At 67.6% G+C, this 20,184-nt stretch carries 15 protein-coding genes and 3 rRNA genes; 2 read left to right on the top strand and 16 right to left on the bottom strand.

Annotated elements, in window-relative coordinates; translation table 11 throughout:
- Positions 1–37: 37 nt before the first annotated feature.
- Complete coding sequence (locus DWB77_RS16935) at positions 38–1,222, top strand: DUF5667 domain-containing protein (RefSeq protein ID WP_120722063.1); 1,185 nt, start codon at positions 38–40, stop codon at positions 1,220–1,222.
- Between the two features lie 69 nt (positions 1,223–1,291).
- Here DWB77_RS16935 and DWB77_RS16940 read toward each other — a convergent pair whose 3' ends face one another.
- The 11 genes from DWB77_RS16940 to DWB77_RS16990 form a co-directional block, all read right to left on the bottom strand.
- Positions 1,292–2,347, bottom strand: coding sequence for a lysophospholipid acyltransferase family protein (locus DWB77_RS16940; protein WP_120722064.1), 1,056 nt, complete (start codon positions 2,345–2,347; stop codon positions 1,292–1,294).
- A 14-nt stretch (positions 2,348–2,361) separates the two neighbouring features.
- Complete coding sequence (locus DWB77_RS16945; protein WP_120722065.1) at positions 2,362–3,456, bottom strand: NAD-dependent epimerase/dehydratase family protein; 1,095 nt, start codon at positions 3,454–3,456, stop codon at positions 2,362–2,364.
- 200 nt (positions 3,457–3,656) lie between these two features.
- Positions 3,657–3,755, bottom strand: coding sequence for a 30S ribosomal protein bS22 (locus DWB77_RS16950; protein WP_003948845.1), 99 nt, complete (start codon positions 3,753–3,755; stop codon positions 3,657–3,659).
- A gap of 120 nt (positions 3,756–3,875) precedes the next feature.
- Positions 3,876–4,088 (bottom strand): helix-turn-helix domain-containing protein, encoded by a 213-nt coding sequence (locus DWB77_RS16955; protein ID WP_162952545.1) that lies wholly within the window; start codon positions 4,086–4,088, stop codon positions 3,876–3,878.
- 128 nt (positions 4,089–4,216) lie between these two features.
- On the bottom strand, positions 4,217–5,032 hold the full coding sequence (locus tag DWB77_RS16960; protein ID WP_120727879.1) for a phosphatase: 816 nt from the start codon (positions 5,030–5,032) through the stop codon (positions 4,217–4,219).
- A 297-nt stretch (positions 5,033–5,329) separates the two neighbouring features.
- Entirely contained in the window at positions 5,330–6,505 is a 1,176-nt protein-coding gene (locus tag DWB77_RS16965) for an acetoin utilization protein AcuC (protein WP_174248563.1), read from the bottom strand.
- Positions 6,474–7,679, bottom strand: coding sequence for an MFS transporter (locus tag DWB77_RS16970; RefSeq protein WP_120722068.1), 1,206 nt, complete (start codon positions 7,677–7,679; stop codon positions 6,474–6,476). The genes DWB77_RS16965 and DWB77_RS16970 overlap by 32 nt, the downstream gene beginning before the upstream one ends.
- A 43-nt stretch (positions 7,680–7,722) precedes the next feature.
- On the bottom strand, positions 7,723–8,367 hold the full coding sequence (locus tag DWB77_RS16975; protein ID WP_120722069.1) for an HAD family hydrolase: 645 nt from the start codon (positions 8,365–8,367) through the stop codon (positions 7,723–7,725).
- A 74-nt stretch (positions 8,368–8,441) separates the two neighbouring features.
- Positions 8,442–8,558: ribosomal RNA gene (gene rrf, locus DWB77_RS16980) — 5S ribosomal RNA — on the bottom strand.
- Between the two features lie 91 nt (positions 8,559–8,649).
- Positions 8,650–11,774 (bottom strand): 23S ribosomal RNA (locus DWB77_RS16985).
- A 289-nt stretch (positions 11,775–12,063) separates the two neighbouring features.
- Positions 12,064–13,589: ribosomal RNA gene (locus DWB77_RS16990) — 16S ribosomal RNA — on the bottom strand.
- Together the 16S, 23S and 5S rRNA genes form the textbook arrangement of a ribosomal RNA operon.
- Before the next feature lie 789 nt (positions 13,590–14,378).
- On the opposite strand from DWB77_RS16990, the gene DWB77_RS38440 reads away from it, so the two are divergent.
- Positions 14,379–14,966, top strand: a complete 588-nt coding sequence (locus tag DWB77_RS38440; RefSeq protein ID WP_216826855.1) for a hypothetical protein — start codon at positions 14,379–14,381, stop codon at positions 14,964–14,966.
- 257 nt (positions 14,967–15,223) lie between these two features.
- Here the strand turns inward: DWB77_RS38440 and proC are convergent, their stop codons facing one another.
- From proC to DWB77_RS17025, 5 genes are all read right to left on the bottom strand, one after another.
- Positions 15,224–16,033: a pyrroline-5-carboxylate reductase gene (proC, locus tag DWB77_RS17005; protein ID WP_120722070.1), complete on the bottom strand. Its 810-nt coding sequence runs from the start codon at positions 16,031–16,033 to the stop codon at positions 15,224–15,226.
- A gap of 132 nt (positions 16,034–16,165) precedes the next feature.
- Positions 16,166–16,903 (bottom strand): ABC transporter permease, encoded by a 738-nt coding sequence (locus DWB77_RS17010; protein WP_246033546.1) that lies wholly within the window; start codon positions 16,901–16,903, stop codon positions 16,166–16,168.
- A gap of 113 nt (positions 16,904–17,016) precedes the next feature.
- Positions 17,017–17,742 carry an ABC transporter ATP-binding protein gene (locus DWB77_RS17015; RefSeq protein ID WP_120722072.1) on the bottom strand — a complete coding sequence of 242 codons (726 nt, stop codon included), beginning with the start codon at positions 17,740–17,742 and terminating at the stop codon, positions 17,017–17,019.
- A gap of 626 nt (positions 17,743–18,368) precedes the next feature.
- Positions 18,369–19,121 carry a class I SAM-dependent methyltransferase gene (locus DWB77_RS17020; protein ID WP_120722073.1) on the bottom strand — a complete coding sequence of 251 codons (753 nt, stop codon included), beginning with the start codon at positions 19,119–19,121 and terminating at the stop codon, positions 18,369–18,371.
- Positions 19,122–19,632: 511 nt separating this feature from the next.
- Positions 19,633–20,178, bottom strand: a complete 546-nt coding sequence (locus tag DWB77_RS17025; protein ID WP_120722074.1) for a hypothetical protein — start codon at positions 20,176–20,178, stop codon at positions 19,633–19,635.
- Positions 20,179–20,184 lie beyond the last annotated feature (6 nt).

Consider the following 20,184-nt stretch of genomic DNA (forward strand, 5'->3'; position numbering starts at 1 on the left):
GGGGAGTCGACCGTGATGATGAGAGGAGGTGCCGCCAGTGATCGCGAACGTATCGGCGCACCGGCGGGCGAACGCCTTCGCCCAGGCCCTGGAAGAAGCCTCGGCGGCCGACCAGGAGACACCCGAGACCGGGCCGGCCGAACAGGCCGAGACCGGCAGGCTGTTGACCCTGGCGGGTGGGCTCGGCGAACTGCCGAAACCGGAAATGGACCCGCAGGTCAAGGTCGAGCAGCGCACGCTGCTCATGGCCGAGATGGAGCGGATGTTCGCCGGCGGCGCTGCCGCCGACCCTCAGGTGCCCGAGCAGCGGACCGGCCGCGGCGCCCATCGGGCGACGTCGCTCCGGAAATTGCGACCCCGCTCCCGCTGGTCCAAGGGCATCGCGGCGGGCGGACTGAGCATCGGTGTGGCCGCGGGAGCGTTCAGCGGCGTGGCCGCTGCCAGTTCCGACGCCCTGCCCGGTGATTCCCTGTACGGGCTGAAGCGGGGCATGGAGGACCTCAAGCTCACCATGGCCGACGACGACGCCAGCCGAGGAGTGCTCTACCTCGATCAGGCCTCGACCCGGCTCTCGGAGGCGAGACGTCTGATGGAAAGAGGCCGCGCGGGCGACCTCGACCACGAGCAGCTCGGCGAGGTCCGCCGCGCCCTCAGCGGCATGGAGCACGACGCCTCCGAGGCCCACCGTCTCCTGCACCAGGCCTACGCCCGGGACGGCTCACTCGAACCGATCGCGGCCCTGAACTCCTTCTCCGAGGCCCACCGCGAGAGCTGGAGCAAACTCCGCGGCAAGCTGCCTCCCCAGCTGACCGACGTCGGCAACCAGGTGAGCTCGGTCTTCGCCGCCATAGACCAAGAGGTCAAGCCGCTCCAGTCGCTGCTGCCCAAGACGTCGTCCAAGACGCACACCCGTCAAGGCACCTCGCACCCCGGCGGCACCTCGGGCGCGACCCGCCCGTCCGCGCCGTCCTCGTCCACCGGCTCCGGCCACACCACCCCCGGCCAGAGCGGAAAGCCGCAACAGCCGTCCGGCTCCGGCTCCCCTTCCGGCGAGGGCCTGTTGGGCGGCAACACCGGCGGCCTGTTCGAGCCGGGCACGGGCAGCGCCACCCCGGCCCCGCCCGCCAAGCCCCCCAAACCGCCCGTCCCGGACGTCACGCTGCCCCCGCTCCTGCCGGGTCTGCTGCCGGACCTGAACATCCATCCGGAGAACCCGGAGTAGGAGACATACGCGAACGCGGGAGGGGCCGGGAAGAAGATCCCCGGCCCCTCCCGTGCGCGTGCGGACACCTCAGAAGAACACGGACCGCCGCTGCACCAGCAGCTTGTACAGCGTGTGCTGGATCTGCTCCCGCACCTGGTCGGTGAGGTTGAACATCAGCATCGGGTCCTCGGCCGCCTCCGGCGGATAGCCGTCCGTCGGGATCGGCTCGCCGAACTGGATCGTCCACTTCGTCGGCAGCGGCACCAGACCGGCCGGCCCCAGCCAGGGGAACGTCGGCGTGATCGGGAAGTACGGAAAGCCGAGCAGCCGGGCCAGCGTCTTGGCGTTCCCGATCATCGGGTAGATCTCCTCGGCCCCCACGATCGAGCACGGCACGATGGGCGTGCCCGCCCTCAGCGCGGTCGACACGAAGCCGCCCCGCCCGAAGCGCTGCAACTTGTACCGCTCGCCGAACGGCTTGCCGATGCCCTTGAACCCCTCGGGCATCACCCCCACGACCTCGCCCCGCTCCAGGAGCGCCTGGGCGTCCTCGGAACAGGCCAGCGTGTGCCCGGCCTTGCGGGCCAGCTCGTTGACGACCGGCAGCATGAACACCAGGTCGGCCGCGAGCAGCCGCAGATGGCGCCCCGCCGGGTGGTGGTCGTGGACGGCGACCTGCATCATCAGCCCGTCCAGCGGCAGCGTCCCTGAGTGGTTGGCGACGACCAGCGCCCCGCCCTCGGCGGGAATGTTCTCGACGCCCTTCACCTCCACCCGGAAGTACTTGTCGAAGACCGGCCGCAGCACCGACATCAGGACCTGGTCGGTGAGCTCCTTGTCGTAGCCGAACTCGTCGACGTCGTACTCGCCGGTGATCCGCCGCCGCAGGAACGACAGGCCGCCCGCGATCCGGCGGTCCCAACTGCCGCGCTGCTCCTGGCCGGGCGCGGCGTCGGCCCCGGAAGCCCGCTCCGCGGCCCCCTGCGCGCCCGGGAGGGCACTGACCGGGGAGGAGGGCGCCGGCAGCGGCGGCGGCCCGGGCTCGGCCTTGCGGCGGCCCGGAACCGAGCGCCTGCGACCGGTGCGCTGCGCGCTCTGGCGCGAGCGGTCGTCGTCGAACGGGATGACCTTGGCGTCCGCCATCGTTGGTGCGCTCCTCATTCCGCGTTCGAGGGGGTGGGCGTGGGGGCGGCGGCCCCGGCGGGTGCCCCGCCGGGGAAGGACGCGAACGGCAGCCCCGCCACCCGGTCCACGGCCCTGGCCAGCGTGTCCGGCGGCAGCAGCCCCGGCCCCCGGCTGCGGGCGAAGTCCGCGAACGTCTCGGCCGTCGTGTACTTGGGTTCAAAGCCCAGTGTCTCGCGCATCTGGACGGTGCTGACCACCCTGCCGTGGGTGAGCAAACGAATCTGCTCGGGCGAGAAGTCGGTCACCCCCACCGTCCTGAGCGCGCTGCCCACCCAGCGCACGGCCGGCAGCAACACCGGCACCGTGGGCCGCCCGAGCCGCCGTGAACACTGCGACAGGAGCAGCACGCCCTCCCCCGCCACGTTGAAGGTCCCGCTGTTGAGCGTGGAGCGCCGGGGCTCGCCCGAGGCGATCCGCAGCACGTCGATCACATCGTCCTCGTGGACGAACTGGAGCCGCGGGTCGTAGCCGAGCACCGTCGGGAGGACCGGCAGCGAGAAGTACTCGGCGAGCGGCGAGTCGGCGCTCGGCCCCAGGATGTTGGCGAACCGGAGCACACAGACCGCGACGTCCGGCCGGCGCCGGGCGAAGCCGCGCACATACCCCTCGACCTCGACGGCGTCCTTCGCGAAGCCGCCGCTGGGCAGCGACTTGGGCGGGGTCGTCTCGGTGAACACCGCGGGGTCGCGCGGCGCGGACCCGTACACGCTCGTACTCGACTTCACGACGAGCCTCTTGACCGTCGGCGACTTCTGACAGGCGCCGAGCAGCTGCATCGTGCCGATGACGTTGGTCTCCTTGACCGAGGTGCGCCCACCGCCCGAGCCCAGCGGTGTCCCCGTCACGTCCATGTGCACCACGGTGTCCACACCGTGTTCCGCGAGCACCTTCGCGATCGCCGGCTGGCGGATGTCCGCCTGTACGAAATCGGCGCCACCGAGCTGATGGCCCGGAGCGACGACATCGACCCCGATCACCCGGTCGACCTCGGGATCACACTGGATCCGCCGTACGAGACGGCCTCCGAGCTGCCGGGCCACTCCGGTGACGAGCACGACCTTCCCCAAGATCAGCGCCTTCCTTCGGCCTTCGGTACGTCCCTACGCCCTCTGCGCCACCGTAGCGGCTGGATGTCACGCGGTGACGGCCCCCGGCGCCCGCATGGCCGAGAAACCGTGTCCGGGTACGAGAAACCGCGTCCGGGTACGCCACAGCCCTCCCACCGACGATGCGGTGGGAGGGCTGCGATCTCACGAACAGCGCTCGCTTACTTCTTGTTGCGACGCTGAACGCGCGTGCGCTTGAGCAGCTTGCGGTGCTTCTTCTTGGCCATCCGCTTGCGCCGCTTCTTGATAACAGAGCCCACGACTACCCTCGCTCACTTCTTCTCACTCGGTGCGGGGCGTCTGGGCCCACACGACCTACGTCGGCCTAGCCTACCTGCCGCCGAGTGAGGGACGTAATCCGAGGGGAGCGTGGTGCTCCCTCAGGCCGTCTCCACCCCCACGAAGGACTCGCGGAGATACTCGTGAACTGCTTGCTCCGGGACCCGGAAGGACCTGCCCACCCGGATCGCCGGCAGATGGCCGCTGTGCACCAAGCGGTACACGGTCATCTTGGACACTCGCATCACCGAGGCGACTTCCGCCACGGTCAGGAACTTGACCTCATTGAGAGGCCTGTCACTCCCAGCAGTCATGACCCACCTGTACCTTCCGCACCCAACGCGCACCGGCTTCCCCTCCGGTGACTCAACGTCGCTGTGCGCTCACTCCCCAGAGTAGGGGCGGGTGGTGCGAGTGGGGAAGAGGAGCCCCCATCGGCCGCCTACTGTGACAGACACGCCCGATTGAGTACATAGCGAGTAAGCGGCCGGTAGTAATCGGACCGCACGGCGTCATCAAGCGGAACGGCCACGGCCACCCGCCCCTCGGCCTCACCGACGAACAGCGCGGGGTCGTCCGTATCGGCCAGACCAACCGCCTCGATACCCAGCTGACCTGCTCCGCAGACCCATCCGTGGTCCCCGATCACCAACTCGGGAACCTGCCCAGAGGCCCCCGCCGCGGCCCCCAGGGCGACCCGAACCGGCAGCGGGGAATGGGAGTGCGCGCCGGTCTCGCTCCCGGCACCCCGCGCGCCGGGTTCCCGCACCAACGCGACTCCCCGTACGTAGTCAAGGTTGTACGTACGTACCCCGAACCGGGTCGTTATGTCGACAGAGCTGCCCTGCGCGGGGGTGATAACAGGGCATCCCGCTGCCGACAAAGCGTCCGCCAGAGCGGCGTAGAAGCCGAGCAGACGGTGCGGATGCCCGGTCCCGAGCAGCACCGCGCCACGGCGCGCGGCCACCTCGCCGAGCCGCACCGCGAAGGCGTCGAGCCCCGCCAACGTCCGCTCGGGGTCGATGACATCGGGCCCGCTCACATGGCCCGGGTCGTCGCTCACCCCGCACTTGTCCGCCATCAGGCGCAGCAAGTCCCGTTCGCCCCAGCCGTGTTCGGGGTCGAGCCCGATCATGACGCGGGGGTCGCGGGCGGCGAACAGCCGGTAGCTGCGCAGACTCTCCTCCCGCGACGTGGCCACCGGCCCGGCCAGCCTGGCCGCCAGAAGGTGCGCCCGGAGCGCCGCGATGCTCAACACCCGACGATGCTCCCGCAACCACCCCGCCCCCACCCCAATTTCCTCCCCCAACCCCACAGTTGGCGTAACGGGGGCGCGGCCCCCGCCCCCCTTTTTTGCGCAGTTCCCCGCGCCCCTGAAAACCCGTTTTCGTCTGCGGACCGTGCGTGGCTGGTCGCGCAGTTCCCCGCGCCCCTAGCGGGTCGGTGCTGGCCAGCATCTCAGCCCGTCCGGCGATTGAGGACGAGCGCCCTTCAGGCGCGATACGGGGTCTGGGGCGGAGCCCCAGGGGGCGGGCGGCGGGGTGGGGAAAACCCGCTAGGCCAACAACCCCCGCAACGGAAACACCGCCCGCCGCGTAGCCAACACCGCCTGATCAAGCCGATCCGCAGGGTCATACCCCGCATCCCACGCCCGCCAGGAAACCCCCCGCCCATCCGTCATCCGCCCCGGCCCCAACTCCCGCGTACGCGCGAACACTTCATCCCGCCAGGACGAAGGAATCACCGACTCGGGAGCGACGGGCGCATGCCCCGCGATCCCCACCAGATGCGTCCAGGACCGCGGCACGACATCCACCACCGCATACCCCCCACCCCCGAGCGCGACCCACTTCGCCCCCGGCACGTACTCGTGCGCCAACGAGTGACAGGCCTCCTGCACCGCCCGCTGCGCGTCGAGCGACACGGCCAGATGGGCCAGCGGATCCTCGAAGTGCGTATCGGCCCCATGCTGGGTGACCAGCACCTGTGGCCGAAAATCGGCGATGAGCTCCGGCACCACCGCGTGGAACGCCCGCACCCACCCCTCGTCCCCCGTCCCCGCCGGCAGCGCGAGATTGACCGCACAGCCCTCGCCGGGCCCGTCCGCCCCGGTCTCCTCGGGCCACCCCGTCCCGGGGAACAGCGTCCGGGGATGCTCGTGCAGCGAGATCGTCAGGACCCGGGGATCCTCCCAGAACGCCGCCTGCACCCCGTCCCCGTGGTGCACGTCGACGTCCACGTACGCGACCCGCTCGACCCCCAGCTCCAACAGCCGCGCGATCGCGAGGGCGGCGTCGTTGTAGACGCAGAACCCGGCCGCCCCGCCCGGCATCGCGTGGTGCAGCCCGCCCGCGAAGTTCACCGCGTGCGCGGCCTCCCCCGCCCACACCGCCTCGGCCGCCGCGACCGACTGGCCCGCGATCAGCGCGGAGGCCTCGTGCATCCCGGCAAAAGCGGGATCGTCCATCGTCCCGAGCCCGTACGAGGCGTCGGCCGCACGCGGGTCCGCCGACGCGGCCCGTACCGCGTCCACATAGTCCTGCCGGTGCACCAGCCGCAGCGTCGAATCCCCGGCCGGCGGCGCGGCGACGACGTCCACCTGCCGATCGAGCCCGTACGCCCGCACCAGACCCATGGTCAGCGCGAGGCGCACCGGGTCCATCGGATGGCTCGACCCGAAGTCGTAGCGCGTGACAGCTTCATCCCACATCAACAGTGCGCGGCCGTTCATGCCCGCCACCGTATCGGGCGCCCTCGGAGCCGAACGAGCGGGCGTACACCAGCGTCAACAGCACCAGGACCATCGGCACCAGCATCGCGCCCCGGTAGCTCCAGGCGTCCCCGAGCGCCCCGACGAGCGGCGAGCCGACGAGGAAACCCACGTAATTGAAGATGTTGAGCCGGGCCACCGCCGCGTCGCTGGCCCCCGGGAACAGCCGCCCCGCCGCCGCGAACGTCTGCGGCACGATCACACACAGCCCGAACCCGAGCAGCGTGAATCCGGCCATCCCCACCCAGGGCCCCGGCGCGACCGCGACCACGGCGAACCCGAGCGCCGCCAGCACCGTCCCCACCCGCACCACCGCCACCGCCCCGAACCGCCGCACCCCGAAGTCCCCCGCCGCCCGCCCGAGCAGCGTCGTCACCATGTAGACGTTGTACGGAACGGTCGACAGCTGCTCGGAACTGCCCAGCGTGTCCTGGAGGTACTTGGCACTCCAGTTGGAGACGGTCGAGTCCCCGATGTACGCGAAGCTCATCACGAGACAGAGCGGCAGCAGCAGCCGGAAGACGAGCGGCTTGACCGTCGCGTCGCCCCCGTCCACGACCTCGACGACGCCCGGCTCCCCGTCCGCGTACCAACGGCTCGCGATCAGACACACCGGCAGCAGCACGCCCACGACCGGCAGATACGACACCAGCAGCGAAAGCTGCCAGTGCGCCCCCGCCCAGGCCAGCGAGGCGCCACCGATCCCGCCGAGACTGTACGAGGCGTGGAACCCGAGCATGATGCTGCGCCCGTACGTCCGCTGGAGGCTGACCCCCAGCATGTTCATGGAGGCGTCGAGCGCGCCCACCGCGAGCCCGAACGCGCCGAGCGACAGCGCGGCCTGCCACATCCGGTCACCGGCCCCGGCTCCGAGCAGCGCGAGCAGCACGGCGGGCTGCGCGAACCGCAGCACCGCGCTGGGCCGGACCCGCTTGACCAGGTGCTCGGTGCAGACGCTGCCGACCCCCGCGAGGATCGGCACGGCCGCGAGGAAGGCGGGGAGCAGACCGTCGGATATCCCGTACCGGTCCTGGATCGCGGGGATCCGGGTCACCAGGAGGGCGAAGGCCATGCCCTGCGCGAAGAAGCTCACCGCCAGGGACGCCTTGCCGTGCCGCAGGCGTGGGTCTGTCATGGCGGCACAGCCTAGGGCCGTTACTTACTCCTGGGTAGAGAGATCACGCGAGCAATCCGAGCAGCTGTCCCATGTCCCCGAAGTGCCCGTTGGCGCCCTCGAGGCGGTCGGCGGGCGTCATCGCCGTGAAGGCGTACACGTCCATGCCCGCGGCCCGCGCGGCCTCGATCCCGAGCCGGCTGTCCTCGATGACGACACACCGTTCGGGCGCGACCCCCATGCGTTCGGCCGCACGCAGGAACAGGTCCGGCGCCGGCTTGCCCCGCCCGACGTCCTCCGCGGAGAACACCCACTCCTCCTCGAACCACTCGTCGAGCCCGGTGCGCCGGTGCCCCACTCTGATCCGCTCGTGCGTCCCCGACGACGCCACGCAGTACGGCACCCCTTCGGCGACGAGCTTGCCCAGGACGTCGGTGACTCCCGGGACGGGCTGGAGCTCCCGCTCGAACGCGGCGAAGATCCGCGCGTGCAGCGTCTCGTCGAAGTCCGCCGGCAGCTTCCGCCCGGTCCGCTCCTCGATGAGGTCGTGTACGCGGTGGACGGCGGCCCCCATGTAGTCACGCAGGGAATCCTCGTACGAGGTGGCGTGGCCGAGCTCCGTGAGGTACCCGGACAGGATGGTGTTCGAGATGGGCTCGCTGTCGACGAGCACGCCGTCGTTGTCGAAGATGATGAGGTCATAGCGCATGACTCGACCTTAAACGCAGAAAAGCCCCGCACCGGGACCCTGGAGGGTCTGGTGCGGGGCTTTCCCCAAAATTTGTTCGGCGGCGTCCTACTCTCCCACAGGGTCCCCCCTGAAGTACCATCGGCGCTGAAAGGCTTAGCTTCCGGGTTCGGAATGTAACCGGGCGTTTCCCTAACGCTATGACCACCGAAACACTATGAAGTTGAACTCAACCGGCACACACCCCATCAGGGCATGCGGGAGTTCATTGCTTCAGAACAAACACAGTGGACGCGAGCAACTGAGGACAAGCCCTCGGCCTATTAGTACCAGTCAGCTCCACCCGTTACCGGGCTTCCACATCTGGCCTATCAACCCAGTCGTCTACTGGGAGCCTTACCCTCTCAAGGAGGTGGGAACACTCATCTCGAAGCAGGCTTCCCGCTTAGATGCTTTCAGCGGTTATCCTTTCCGAACGTAGCCAACCAGCCATGCCCTTGGCAGGACAACTGGCACACCAGAGGTTCGTCCGTCCCGGTCCTCTCGTACTAGGGACAGCCCTTCTCAATGTTCCTGCGCGCGCAGCGGATAGGGACCGAACTGTCTCACGACGTTCTAAACCCAGCTCGCGTACCGCTTTAATGGGCGAACAGCCCAACCCTTGGGACCGACTCCAGCCCCAGGATGCGACGAGCCGACATCGAGGTGCCAAACCATCCCGTCGATATGGACTCTTGGGGAAGATCAGCCTGTTATCCCCGGGGTACCTTTTATCCGTTGAGCGACGGCGCTTCCACAAGCCACCGCCGGATCACTAGTCCCGACTTTCGTCCCTGCTCGACCCGTCGGTCTCACAGTCAAGCTCCCTTGTGCACTTACACTCAACACCTGATTGCCAACCAGGCTGAGGGAACCTTTGGGCGCCTCCGTTACTCTTTAGGAGGCAACCGCCCCAGTTAAACTACCCATCAGACACTGTCCCTGATCCGGATCACGGACCGAGGTTAGACATCCAGCACGACCAGAGTGGTATTTCAACGACGACTCCACAACCACTGGCGTGGCCGCTTCAAAGTCTCCCACCTATCCTACACAAGCCGAACCGAACACCAATATCAAACTGTAGTAAAGGTCCCGGGGTCTTTCCGTCCTGCTGCGCGAAACGAGCATCTTTACTCGTAGTGCAATTTCACCGGGCCTATGGTTGAGACAGTCGAGAAGTCGTTACGCCATTCGTGCAGGTCGGAACTTACCCGACAAGGAATTTCGCTACCTTAGGATGGTTATAGTTACCACCGCCGTTTACTGGCGCTTAAGTTCTCAGCTTCGCCACACCGAAATGTGACTAACCGGTCCCCTTAACGTTCCAGCACCGGGCAGGCGTCAGTCCGTATACATCGCCTTACGGCTTCGCACGGACCTGTGTTTTTAGTAAACAGTCGCTTCTCGCTGGTCTCTGCGGCCACCCCCAGCTCAAGCAGCAAGTGCTATCACCGGTGATGGCCCCCCTTCTCCCGAAGTTACGGGGGCATTTTGCCGAGTTCCTTAACCATAGTTCACCCGAACGCCTCGGTATTCTCTACCTGACCACCTGAGTCGGTTTAGGGTACGGGCCGCCATGAAACTCGCTAGAGGCTTTTCTCGACAGCATAGGATCATCCACTTCACCACAATCGGCTCGGCATCAGGTCTCAGACTATGTGTTGTCCGGATTTGCCTAGACAACGTCCTACACCCTTACCCCGGGACAACCACCGCCCGGGCTGGACTACCTTCCTGCGTCACCCCATCGCTTACCTACTACCACCTTGGGTCAGCGGCTCCACCACTCCCCTCAACTCCGAAGAGATCAGGGCGGCTTCACGGCCTTAGCATTAATGGGCTCGATATTGGGCGTTTCAAAGCGGGTACCGGAATATCAACCGGTTGTCCATCGACTACGCCTGTCGGCCTCGCCTTAGGTCCCGACTTACCCTGGGCAGATCAGCTTGACCCAGGAACCCTTAGTCAATCGGCGCACACGTTTCTCACGTGTGTATCGCTACTCATGCCTGCATTCTCACTCGTGAACCGTCCACCACTAGCTTCCGCTGCGGCTTCACCCGGCACACGACGCTCCCCTACCCATCCCAGCCCCCGTTGGGGGTATGTGCTGGAATGACACGACTTCGGCGGTACGCTTGAGCCCCGCTACATTGTCGGCGCGGAATCACTTGACCAGTGAGCTATTACGCACTCTTTCAAGGGTGGCTGCTTCTAAGCCAACCTCCTGGTTGTCTCTGCGACTCCACATCCTTTCCCACTTAGCGTACGCTTAGGGGCCTTAGTCGATGCTCTGGGCTGTTTCCCTCTCGACCATGGAGCTTATCCCCCACAGTCTCACTGCCGCGCTCTCACTTACCGGCATTCGGAGTTTGGCTAAGGTCAGTAACCCGGTAGGGCCCATCGCCTATCCAGTGCTCTACCTCCGGCAAGAAACACACGACGCTGCACCTAAATGCATTTCGGGGAGAACCAGCTATCACGGAGTTTGATTGGCCTTTCACCCCTAACCACAGGTCATCCCCCAGGTTTTCAACCCTGGTGGGTTCGGTCCTCCACGACCTCTTACAGCCGCTTCAACCTGCCCATGGCTAGATCACTCCGCTTCGGGTCTAGAGCGTGCAACTCAATCGCCCTGTTCGGACTCGCTTTCGCTACGGCTTCCCCACACGGGTTAACCTCGCTACACACCGCTAACTCGCAGGCTCATTCTTCAAAAGGCACGCAGTCACGACTATATGTGCAAGCACATACAGCGACGCTCCCACGGCTTGTAGGCACACGGTTTCAGGTACTATTTCACTCCGCTCCCGCGGTACTTTTCACCATTCCCTCACGGTACTATCCGCTATCGGTCACCAGGGAATATTTAGGCTTAGCGGGTGGTCCCGCCAGATTCACACGGGATTTCTCGGGCCCCGTGCTACTTGGGTGTCTCTCAAACGAGCCGTTGATGTTTCAGCTACGGGGGTCTTACCCTCTACGCCGGACCTTTCGCATGTCCTTCGCCTACACCAACGGTTTCTGACTCGCCTCACAGCCGGCAGACTGTGAAAGAGAGATCCCACAACCCCGCATGCGCAACCCCTGCCGGGTATCACACGCATACGGTTTGGCCTCATCCGGTTTCGCTCGCCACTACTCCCGGAATCACGGTTGTTTTCTCTTCCTGAGGGTACTGAGATGTTTCACTTCCCCTCGTTCCCTCCACATACCCTATGTGTTCAGGTATGGGTGACAGCCCATGACGACTGCCGGGTTTCCCCATTCGGAAACCCCCGGATCAAAGCCTGGTTGACGGCTCCCCGGGGACTATCGTGGCCTCCCACGTCCTTCATCGGTTCCTGGTGCCAAGGCATCCACCGTGCGCCCTTAAAAACTTGGCCACAGATGCTCGCGTCCACTGTGCAGTTCTCAAACAACGACCAGCCACCCACCACCCCGAACCAACCGGTTCGAGTTCACTGGGGCCGGCACTGAAGGACTCAAGCCTTTCGGCCGTACCTTCAGATACCCAACAGCGTGCCCGGCTCTCCCCATCGTCTCGTTCCGTGTTCCACGCTCCGAAGAGCAGTACTTACGGCCCGAGTTGACCGGGAGTGCCGAATAGTCAACGTTCCACCCATGAGCTGACCGTGTAGAACATGTGTCTACAGACGGTGCTGTGCTCCTTAGAAAGGAGGTGATCCAGCCGCACCTTCCGGTACGGCTACCTTGTTACGACTTCGTCCCAATCGCCAGTCCCACCTTCGACAGCTCCCTCCCACAAGGGGTTGGGCCACCGGCTTCGGGTGTTACCGACTTTCGTGACGTGACGGGCGGTGTGTACAAGGCCCGGGAACGTATTCACCGCAGCAATGCTGATCTGCGATTACTAGCAACTCCGACTTCATGGGGTCGAGTTGCAGACCCCAATCCGAACTGAGACCGGCTTTTTGAGATTCGCTCCGCCTCGCGGCATCGCAGCTCTTTGTACCGGCCATTGTAGCACGTGTGCAGCCCAAGACATAAGGGGCATGATGACTTGACGTCGTCCCCACCTTCCTCCGAGTTGACCCCGGCAGTCTCCTGTGAGTCCCCATCACCCCGAAGGGCATGCTGGCAACACAGAACAAGGGTTGCGCTCGTTGCGGGACTTAACCCAACATCTCACGACACGAGCTGACGACAGCCATGCACCACCTGTATACCGACCACAAGGGGGCGACTATCTCTAGCCGTTTCCGGTATATGTCAAGCCTTGGTAAGGTTCTTCGCGTTGCGTCGAATTAAGCCACATGCTCCGCTGCTTGTGCGGGCCCCCGTCAATTCCTTTGAGTTTTAGCCTTGCGGCCGTACTCCCCAGGCGGGGAACTTAATGCGTTAGCTGCGGCACCGACGACGTGGAATGTCGCCAACACCTAGTTCCCAACGTTTACGGCGTGGACTACCAGGGTATCTAATCCTGTTCGCTCCCCACGCTTTCGCTCCTCAGCGTCAGTAATGGCCCAGAGATCCGCCTTCGCCACCGGTGTTCCTCCTGATATCTGCGCATTTCACCGCTACACCAGGAATTCCGATCTCCCCTACCACACTCTAGCTAGCCCGTATCGAATGCAGACCCGGGGTTAAGCCCCGGGCTTTCACATCCGACGTGACAAGCCGCCTACGAGCTCTTTACGCCCAATAATTCCGGACAACGCTTGCGCCCTACGTATTACCGCGGCTGCTGGCACGTAGTTAGCCGGCGCTTCTTCTGCAGGTACCGTCACTTTCGCTTCTTCCCTGCTGAAAGAGGTTTACAACCCGAAGGCCGTCATCCCTCACGCGGCGTCGCTGCATCAGGCTTTCGCCCATTGTGCAATATTCCCCACTGCTGCCTCCCGTAGGAGTCTGGGCCGTGTCTCAGTCCCAGTGTGGCCGGTCGCCCTCTCAGGCCGGCTACCCGTCGTCGCCTTGGTAGGCCATTACCCCACCAACAAGCTGATAGGCCGCGGGCTCATCCTTCACCGCCGGAGCTTTTAACCCCTCAAGATGCCCTGAGGAGTGTTATCCGGTATTAGACCCCGTTTCCAGGGCTTGTCCCAGAGTGAAGGGCAGATTGCCCACGTGTTACTCACCCGTTCGCCACTAATCCACCCCGAAGGGCTTCATCGTTCGACTTGCATGTGTTAAGCACGCCGCCAGCGTTCGTCCTGAGCCAGGATCAAACTCTCCATGAATGTTTACCCGTAATCGGGTGCACACATCACGTAAGAGCGGGACGGAACCACCGGAATAAGGCGGCCCGTCCACAGCGTCCTCGCTGTGTAATCGCCTGCCGACCACGAAGACCGACAGGACTTTTCAAAGGAACCTCGATCCACCGGAGTGGATACGGGGTTGTCAATCTGGCGTTGACTTTTGGCACGCTGTTGAGTTCTCAAGGAACGGACGCTTCCTTCGTACTCACCCTCTCGGGCTTTCCTCCGGGCGCTTCCCTTCGGTATTTCGTGTTCCCGACTCTATCAGACGCTTTCGTGTCCGATTTCCTCGGCGCCTTTCCGGTTCTCCCTATCGGGTTCCCCTTTCCGGCGGCTCCGACTCTATCAGATCCTTTCGGGCCCGATTCCCGGTCTCCCGGGGCCAAGTCGGCTTGTCTTCACGGCTGTTGGGCCGTTTCGACAAGTGAGACATTAGCGGAATCCTGGGCCCCGACGCCAATCGGGGCGCGTCCTCGAACGCGGATTCCTCATTTCGCAAAAGCGCACGAAAAATGAGACGACGAGGTGTCGTTCATGAGAAGTGGTTGGTGCGGAATGGCTGTCCGGGGACCGACCGGGGTCGGCGCTCACGTCGGACAACTCGGAGAACATTACGTACCGGGGAAGAGCGTGTCAACCCTCGGCCGACGGCCCGGAGCGGGCCGGTCCGAGGGGCGCCGTACGCCCCTGGCCTCGTGCTTTCGGCCGAGGCGGGGCTGGCGGAACGGCCGATCTGGCGGGGGCGTGGTTCGCCCTAGCGTGGCGGCCATGAGGTCTCTTCTTCGGATTGCCGTGGCCCCCGCGACGCTCCTCGTACTGGGGATGGCCGTTGCCCCTGGGACCGCGTACGCCATGGATGGGGACGAACGGATCGCCCGGATACGGCTGCGGGTCGTCGAGGCGGTCAATGAGAAGACCCGGGACGAGATCCAGCGGGCCCACGCGTGTCCGGGCAGCCACTCGGCGGACGAGGTGGACCGGTTGGAGGCGAAGCTGCGAGATGGGTGTCGGCTCGCGCAGGACTTGCGGCACGTTCGGGCGGCCCATGGGCGGGGTCGGGCGGTGCACGCCGTCGGGGGTGGGTCGGGTGACGGGCCGGGGGCGCCGGGTGATGGGCCAGGTGCGCCGGGTGGCCCGGGAGCTTTGGCCGACGGGCCGAGTGGTTCGCGGGGCGGGCCGGGTGGGTCCGGCGGCGGGGGCGCCGACGCCGATGTTCAAGGCAGCGTCTTCCAGGCCGCCCGCGCCGAGCTGCCGCGGCTCCCCGTCGGAGTGTTGAGCCTGGTGGGCGGGGGCGCGTTGGCGCTGGTCGGCGGCGGGATGGCGGCGGTCGCCGTGGGGTGGCTGCCCCGGCGGTAGCCCGTCGGCTGTCGTATGAGGAGGAGGCCGGGACCAGGTGACGGCCGTATGGGGGGAGGAGGCCGGGACCGGGTGACGGCCATATGGGGGGGAGGACGTAATCCGCGGGCGTACTGGAACGGGCGGGCAGCCGAGCAGCCGTACGTGGCGGCGGGTTGCTCCACGTCCATGGGCCCGGGCCTGGGCAGCCGTGCGGGGAGAGGCGCGGTGGCCCAGGGCGGGCGGACGTGTAGGGGTGGGTGGCCAGGGGGTCGGGGTCAGTTGGTGCCGGAGGCCAGTTCTCGGCTTCGGTCGCGGGCCGCTTCCAGGGCTGCGATGAGGGCGGCCCGTACGCCGTGGTTCTCCAGCTCGCGGATCGCGCTGATGGTCGTACCCGCCGGGGACATCACCGCCTCGCGGAGCTTCACCGGGTGCTCGCCGCTGTCGCGGAGCATCACGGCGGCGCCGATCGCGGACTGCACGATCAGGTCGTACGCCTGGGCGCGCGGCAGGCCGAGCAGGATGCCGGCATCCGTCATCGCCTCGACGAGGTAGTAGAAGTACGCCGGGCCCGAGCCGGAGAGGGCGGTCGCCGCGTCCTGCTGCGATTCCGGCACGCGCAGGGTCTTGCCGACGCCGCCGAAGATCTCCTCCGCGTGGGCGAGGTGGTCCGGGGTCGCGTGGCTGCCGGCACTGATGACGGACATGCCCTCGTCGACCAGGACGGGCGTGTTCGGCATGACGCGGACGACCGGGGTGCCGGCCGCGAGGCGGGCTTCGAGGAAGGTGCTCGGGATGCCCGCCGCGGCGCTGATCACCAGGCGGTCGTCGGTGAGGTGCGGGGCGAGCTCGTCCAGGAGGGCACCCATGTCCTGCGGCTTGACCGCGAGGATCAGGGTGTCGGCGCGCTTGGCGGCTTCGGCGTTGGTGACCGCGTCCACGCCGTATCGGGTACGGAGTTCTTCGGCGCGTTCCGGGCGGCGGGCCGTCACGAGGAGGTTGGCCGGGTGCCAGCCGGCCCGGATCATTCCGCTGAGGAGGGCCTCGCCGATCTTGCCGGTGCCGAGGACTGCGACGGTCTGGGTCATGAGGTCACCCTCCAGGTGGTGCGGCGCGCTTGCTGACGTCATCCTCGCACCGGGCGGGGGCGGTCGGAGGGGGCGTCCGATGGGCGGTACGGGGGCGTGGGCCGGTGGGGGCGCTGGGTGCGGCGGGCCGGGTTACGGGGTTCGGCGGCGCAGGGTCGCTGCCCCCAGGGCCAGGACCACGAGCGCCACCGTCGCCACGATGCCGGTGTCCCGCGCAAAGGTGGCGGTCGCCTCGGGGTGGTGGAGGACCTGGGTCATCGCGTCGACCGCGTACGACATGGGCAGGACGTCCGAGAGGGCGCGCAGGACCGGCTGCATCGTGTCGCGCGGGGTGAACAGGCCGCAGAGCAGGAGCTGGGGGAAGATCACCGCCGGCATGAACTGGACGGCCTGGAACTCCGAGGCGGCGAAGGCCGAGACGAACAGGCCGAGGGCCGTGCCGAGCAGGGCGTCGAGCAGGGCGACCAGGAGCAGCAGCCAGGGGGAGCCGACGACGTTCAGGTCCAGGAGCCAGAGCGAGATGCCGGTCGCGATGAGCGACTGGAGCACCGCGAGCGCGCCGAAGGCGAGGGCGTAGCCGGCGATCAGGTCGCCTTTGCCGAGGGGCATGGCGAGGAGGCGTTCCAGGGTGCCCGAGGTGCGTTCGCGCAGGGTGGCGATGGAGGAGACCAGGAACATCGTGATCAGCGGGAAGATGCCGAGCAGGGAGGCGCCGATGCTGTTGAAGACGGCGGGGTCGGCGTCGAACACGTACCGCAGCAGGATGATCATGAGCGACGGGATGACCAGGAGCAGCGCGATGGTGCGCGGGTCGTGGCGCAGCTGACGCAGGACGCGGGCGGCGGTCGCGAGGGTGCGGGATGCGGTCATGGCGCTGCCTTGGGGTGGGTTGGGGCTGGGTGAGGGGGTGTTGGGGCTGGGTGTGGGGGTGTTGGGGCTGGGTGTGTTTGGGGGTGTTGGGGCTGGGTGTGTGTGGGGGGCCGTCATGGGGTGGCTCTGGCGACCAGGTGGAGGAAGGCCTCTTCCACCGTTTCGGTGTGGGTACGGGCGCGGAGGGCGTCCGGGGTGTCCTCGGCGAGGAGGGTGCCTTCGCGCAGGAGGAGCAGGTGTCGGCAGCGTTCTGCCTCGTCCATGACGTGTGACGAGATCAGGATCGTGGTGCCGCGGGTGTCGGCGATGGTGTGGAAGAGGTCCCAGAGGTCGCGGCGGAGTACGGGGTCGAGGCCGACGGTCGGTTCGTCAAGGACGAGCAGTTCGGGGGTGCCGAGCAGGGCGACGGCGAGCGAGACGCGGCTTCGTTGACCGCCGGAGAGTCTGCCCGCCAGGTGGTCGGCGTGGCTGGTGAGGTCGACGTCCGTGATGGCCCGGGTGACCGCTTCGGCGCGGGCCTCGCGGTGGGGTCGGCCGGGGTGCAGTACGGCGGCGAAGTAGTTCAGGTTCTGACGTACCGTCAAGTCCTGGTAGATGGAGGGGGCTTGGGTCACGTAGCCGATGCGTTCGCGCAGGGTGGGGGTGCCTGCGGGGGCTCCCAGGACCGTGAGGGTGCCGGTGACGTTCGCCTGCGTACCCACGATGGCCCGCATCAGGGTCGACTTTCCGCAGCCGGAGGGGCCGAGGAGTCCGGTGATGCGGCCGCGCGGGACGGTGAAGTCCAGGTCGCGCAGGACGGTGCGGCCGGCCCGCACGGCGGCGAGGGCGGTCGCCGTCACGGCGTGGGGTGGGGTGCCGGGGGCGGCTGCGCCTCCGCTGGGGGTGGCGGCCTGGGCGGCGGGGCCGTCGGGGTCGGCGGGGCCGTCGGGCGGGGTGGAGGTGGTGCCGCGCGCGGGGCGGGGTCATAATTCACCATGTGATGAATAGTGCTCCTGGTGGGGTTCGGGCGTCAAGGATTTGGGGGCGGGCGGGGGTGCGCGGGGCGCTCGCGAGGCCGTGACGGGGCGGCCGGGTCGCGAGGCCCTGGCGGGGGGCCCTGGTCGCGAGGCCGACGGCCGGGTCGCGAGGTTGGCCCTGGCCGGCAATGAGCGATGGGGCGGAGGGCGAGGGGGAAGCCTGGCCAGTAGCCGGTTCGCCGGGCCTCGGGCGTTGGAGGCTCGGCGTCTCAGGGTTTTTTGGGTCTCGGGAGTCCGGGACTCCGGGACTCCGGGACTCCGGGACTGGGTGCCTCGGGGCCTCGGGACTCCGGGACTGGGTGCCTCCGGGACTCCGGAACTCCCGGCCTCGGGGCCTCGGGGCTCCGGGACTCCGGGACTCCGGGCCCCCAAGTTGCACGGCAGTTGGACGTCGCGCGCGAGGGGCCCGGGTTGTGGTTGGAGGGGGCGCGAGCAGAGCGGGGTGTTTGTTAGGTGAGGGCCAGGCTCAGGTGGACCACGTAGGTCTCCTCCACCATGCCGTCCGGGAAGGCGGCGCTCAGTAGGTCGTGCTCCCTCTCCATGAACTCCTTCGTCCGTTCCTCGCCCAGCACCAGGAACGCCGAGTGGCTGCCCAGGTTCGCCAAGTGGGTGGCGAGGGGGACTCGGCGGGTGTGCGGGATGCGGCGTTCGGTGAAGTCGAGACCGGGGATCTCGGCCCCGTAGTGGCCGCCCCGTGCGGCACGCTCCGTCGGGTCCGTACGGAAGAAGTCGCGCAGGCGGGCCTCCTGCGCGGACTGCCACTGCGTCGAGTGGTCCGTCAGGTTCCACCACAGCGCGAGCGCCCCGCCCGGACGCAGCACGCGGCGCGCCTCCGGGCCGGCCACGGCCGGGTCGATCCAGTGCCAGGCCTGCGCGTACGTGAGGAAATCCGCGGACGCGGTGGCCAGCGGCAGGCGGTTGCCGTCGCCCCTCACCAGGGGGATCCCGGGGTTGGTCCTGCGGAACTGTGCGGCCATGCCCTCACCGGGCTCCACCGCGATGACCCGCGCGCCGCGTTCGTGCAGCAGGGCGCTGGCGATACCGGTGCCCGCGCCGATGTCGGCGACCCGAGCGTCGTGCAGGGGGCGCCCGGCCAACTCCTCCAGGGCGTCGAGGAGGAGCTCGGGGTAGGAGGGGCGGTTGGCCGCGTACTGCGCGGCGGCGGCGTTGAAGGAGTGGGCTCGGGTCTGGTCCATGGCCATGGGGCGAGTCTGCCGTGCGGGCGGCGCCTTGGAGGGTGGTTTCGCACTGCTCTCGCCGTCGGCCGGCAAGGGATGCATGGGGGCTGGGCCGGATTGGCCGGGGGTGGTGTCGCCCACTCCCAATCAATGCGGCCCCACCTGGCGCGGAGGGCGCGGAGGCGCGAAGCGCCGGGCAGGTGCATGGGGAGCGGGGTTGCATGGGGGGCTCGCCCACCCCCCGCTCTCGCGGCCCACCTTAAGGCGCGAACGGGGTCTGGGGCGGAGCCCCAGGGCCTTCGCCTGCGGACCGTGCCCGCGTCTCGCGCAGTTCCCCGCGCCCCTTAACCACTCGGTGCTGACCAGCACCTCAGCCCGTCCGGCAATTGAGGACGAGCGCCGTTCAGGCGCGAACGGGGGTGCAGGGGGCGGAGCCCCCGCAGGGGTCTGGGGCGCAGCCCCTGGCGCGGCGGCGCAAATGCCCGGCGGCGCGAACCCCGGGCCGCCACCCGCAGGGGCCGGACCCCGACCCCGCCTACCTCCGCTTCGGCCGCTTCTTCCCCGAAGGGTTGCCCGTGCGGTTGCCTCGGCGGCGTTCGTACTGGGTGCGGGCCGTTTCGTATTCCGTGCGGTGCAGGGACTCCCCGGGGGCCTCCGTGAACGTGCGGAAGAAGTACGCCAGCAGGGAGCCGATGAAGCCGATGGCCTTCAGGCCCTGGAGGGAGCGGTCCGCGTCGGGGTCGGACGGGCGGGTCGAGAAGCCCTCCCACGTCTTGCGGAACGCAAGCGCGCTACAGATCGCGAACATCACGACCACCAGCACGTTCACGAACGTCCCGGTGTTCGCGAGCCGCAGGCCCTCGTACGCGAAGCGCAGGACGAAGCAGGCCGCCACCGCCGCCGCCAGCGAGCCGATCGCGGCGCCGGCCCGGCGCAGGCCGTACCCGTGGTCGTGGTCCACCCACGTCGTGCCGAAGAAACGGATGGGCTCGGGGCGGGGCCCGGCGGGCGTCGCCGTGGCGCCGCCGCCGTCACCCCGGCCGGCCGCGTCGCTCTCGCTCTCGCCCTTGTTCTCGCTCATGGGGTC

The sequence above is a fragment of the Streptomyces hundungensis genome, assembly GCF_003627815.1.
Lineage (GTDB): Bacteria > Actinomycetota > Actinomycetes > Streptomycetales > Streptomycetaceae > Streptomyces > Streptomyces hundungensis_A.

Excerpts from the sequence above, each read along its gene's own strand:
- DWB77_RS17010 (WP_246033546.1), bottom strand. The coding sequence starts at position 16,903 with ATGACCGCATCCCGCACCCTCGCGACCGCCGCCCGCGTCCTGCGTCAG.
- DWB77_RS38440 (WP_216826855.1), top strand. The coding sequence starts at position 14,379 with ATGAGGTCTCTTCTTCGGATTGCCGTGGCCCCCGCGACGCTCCTCGTA.
- DWB77_RS16975 (WP_120722069.1), bottom strand. The coding sequence starts at position 8,367 with ATGCGCTATGACCTCATCATCTTCGACAACGACGGCGTGCTCGTCGAC.
- DWB77_RS17020 (WP_120722073.1), bottom strand. The coding sequence starts at position 19,121 with ATGGCCATGGACCAGACCCGAGCCCACTCCTTCAACGCCGCCGCCGCG.
- DWB77_RS16955 (WP_162952545.1), bottom strand. The coding sequence starts at position 4,088 with ATGACTGCTGGGAGTGACAGGCCTCTCAATGAGGTCAAGTTCCTGACC.
- DWB77_RS16970 (WP_120722068.1), bottom strand. The coding sequence starts at position 7,679 with ATGACAGACCCACGCCTGCGGCACGGCAAGGCGTCCCTGGCGGTGAGC.
- proC (WP_120722070.1), bottom strand. The coding sequence starts at position 16,033 with ATGACCCAGACCGTCGCAGTCCTCGGCACCGGCAAGATCGGCGAGGCC.
- DWB77_RS16965 (WP_174248563.1), bottom strand. The coding sequence starts at position 6,505 with ATGAACGGCCGCGCACTGTTGATGTGGGATGAAGCTGTCACGCGCTAC.
- DWB77_RS16940 (WP_120722064.1), bottom strand. The coding sequence starts at position 2,347 with ATGGCGGACGCCAAGGTCATCCCGTTCGACGACGACCGCTCGCGCCAG.
- DWB77_RS17025 (WP_120722074.1), bottom strand. The coding sequence starts at position 20,178 with ATGAGCGAGAACAAGGGCGAGAGCGAGAGCGACGCGGCCGGCCGGGGT.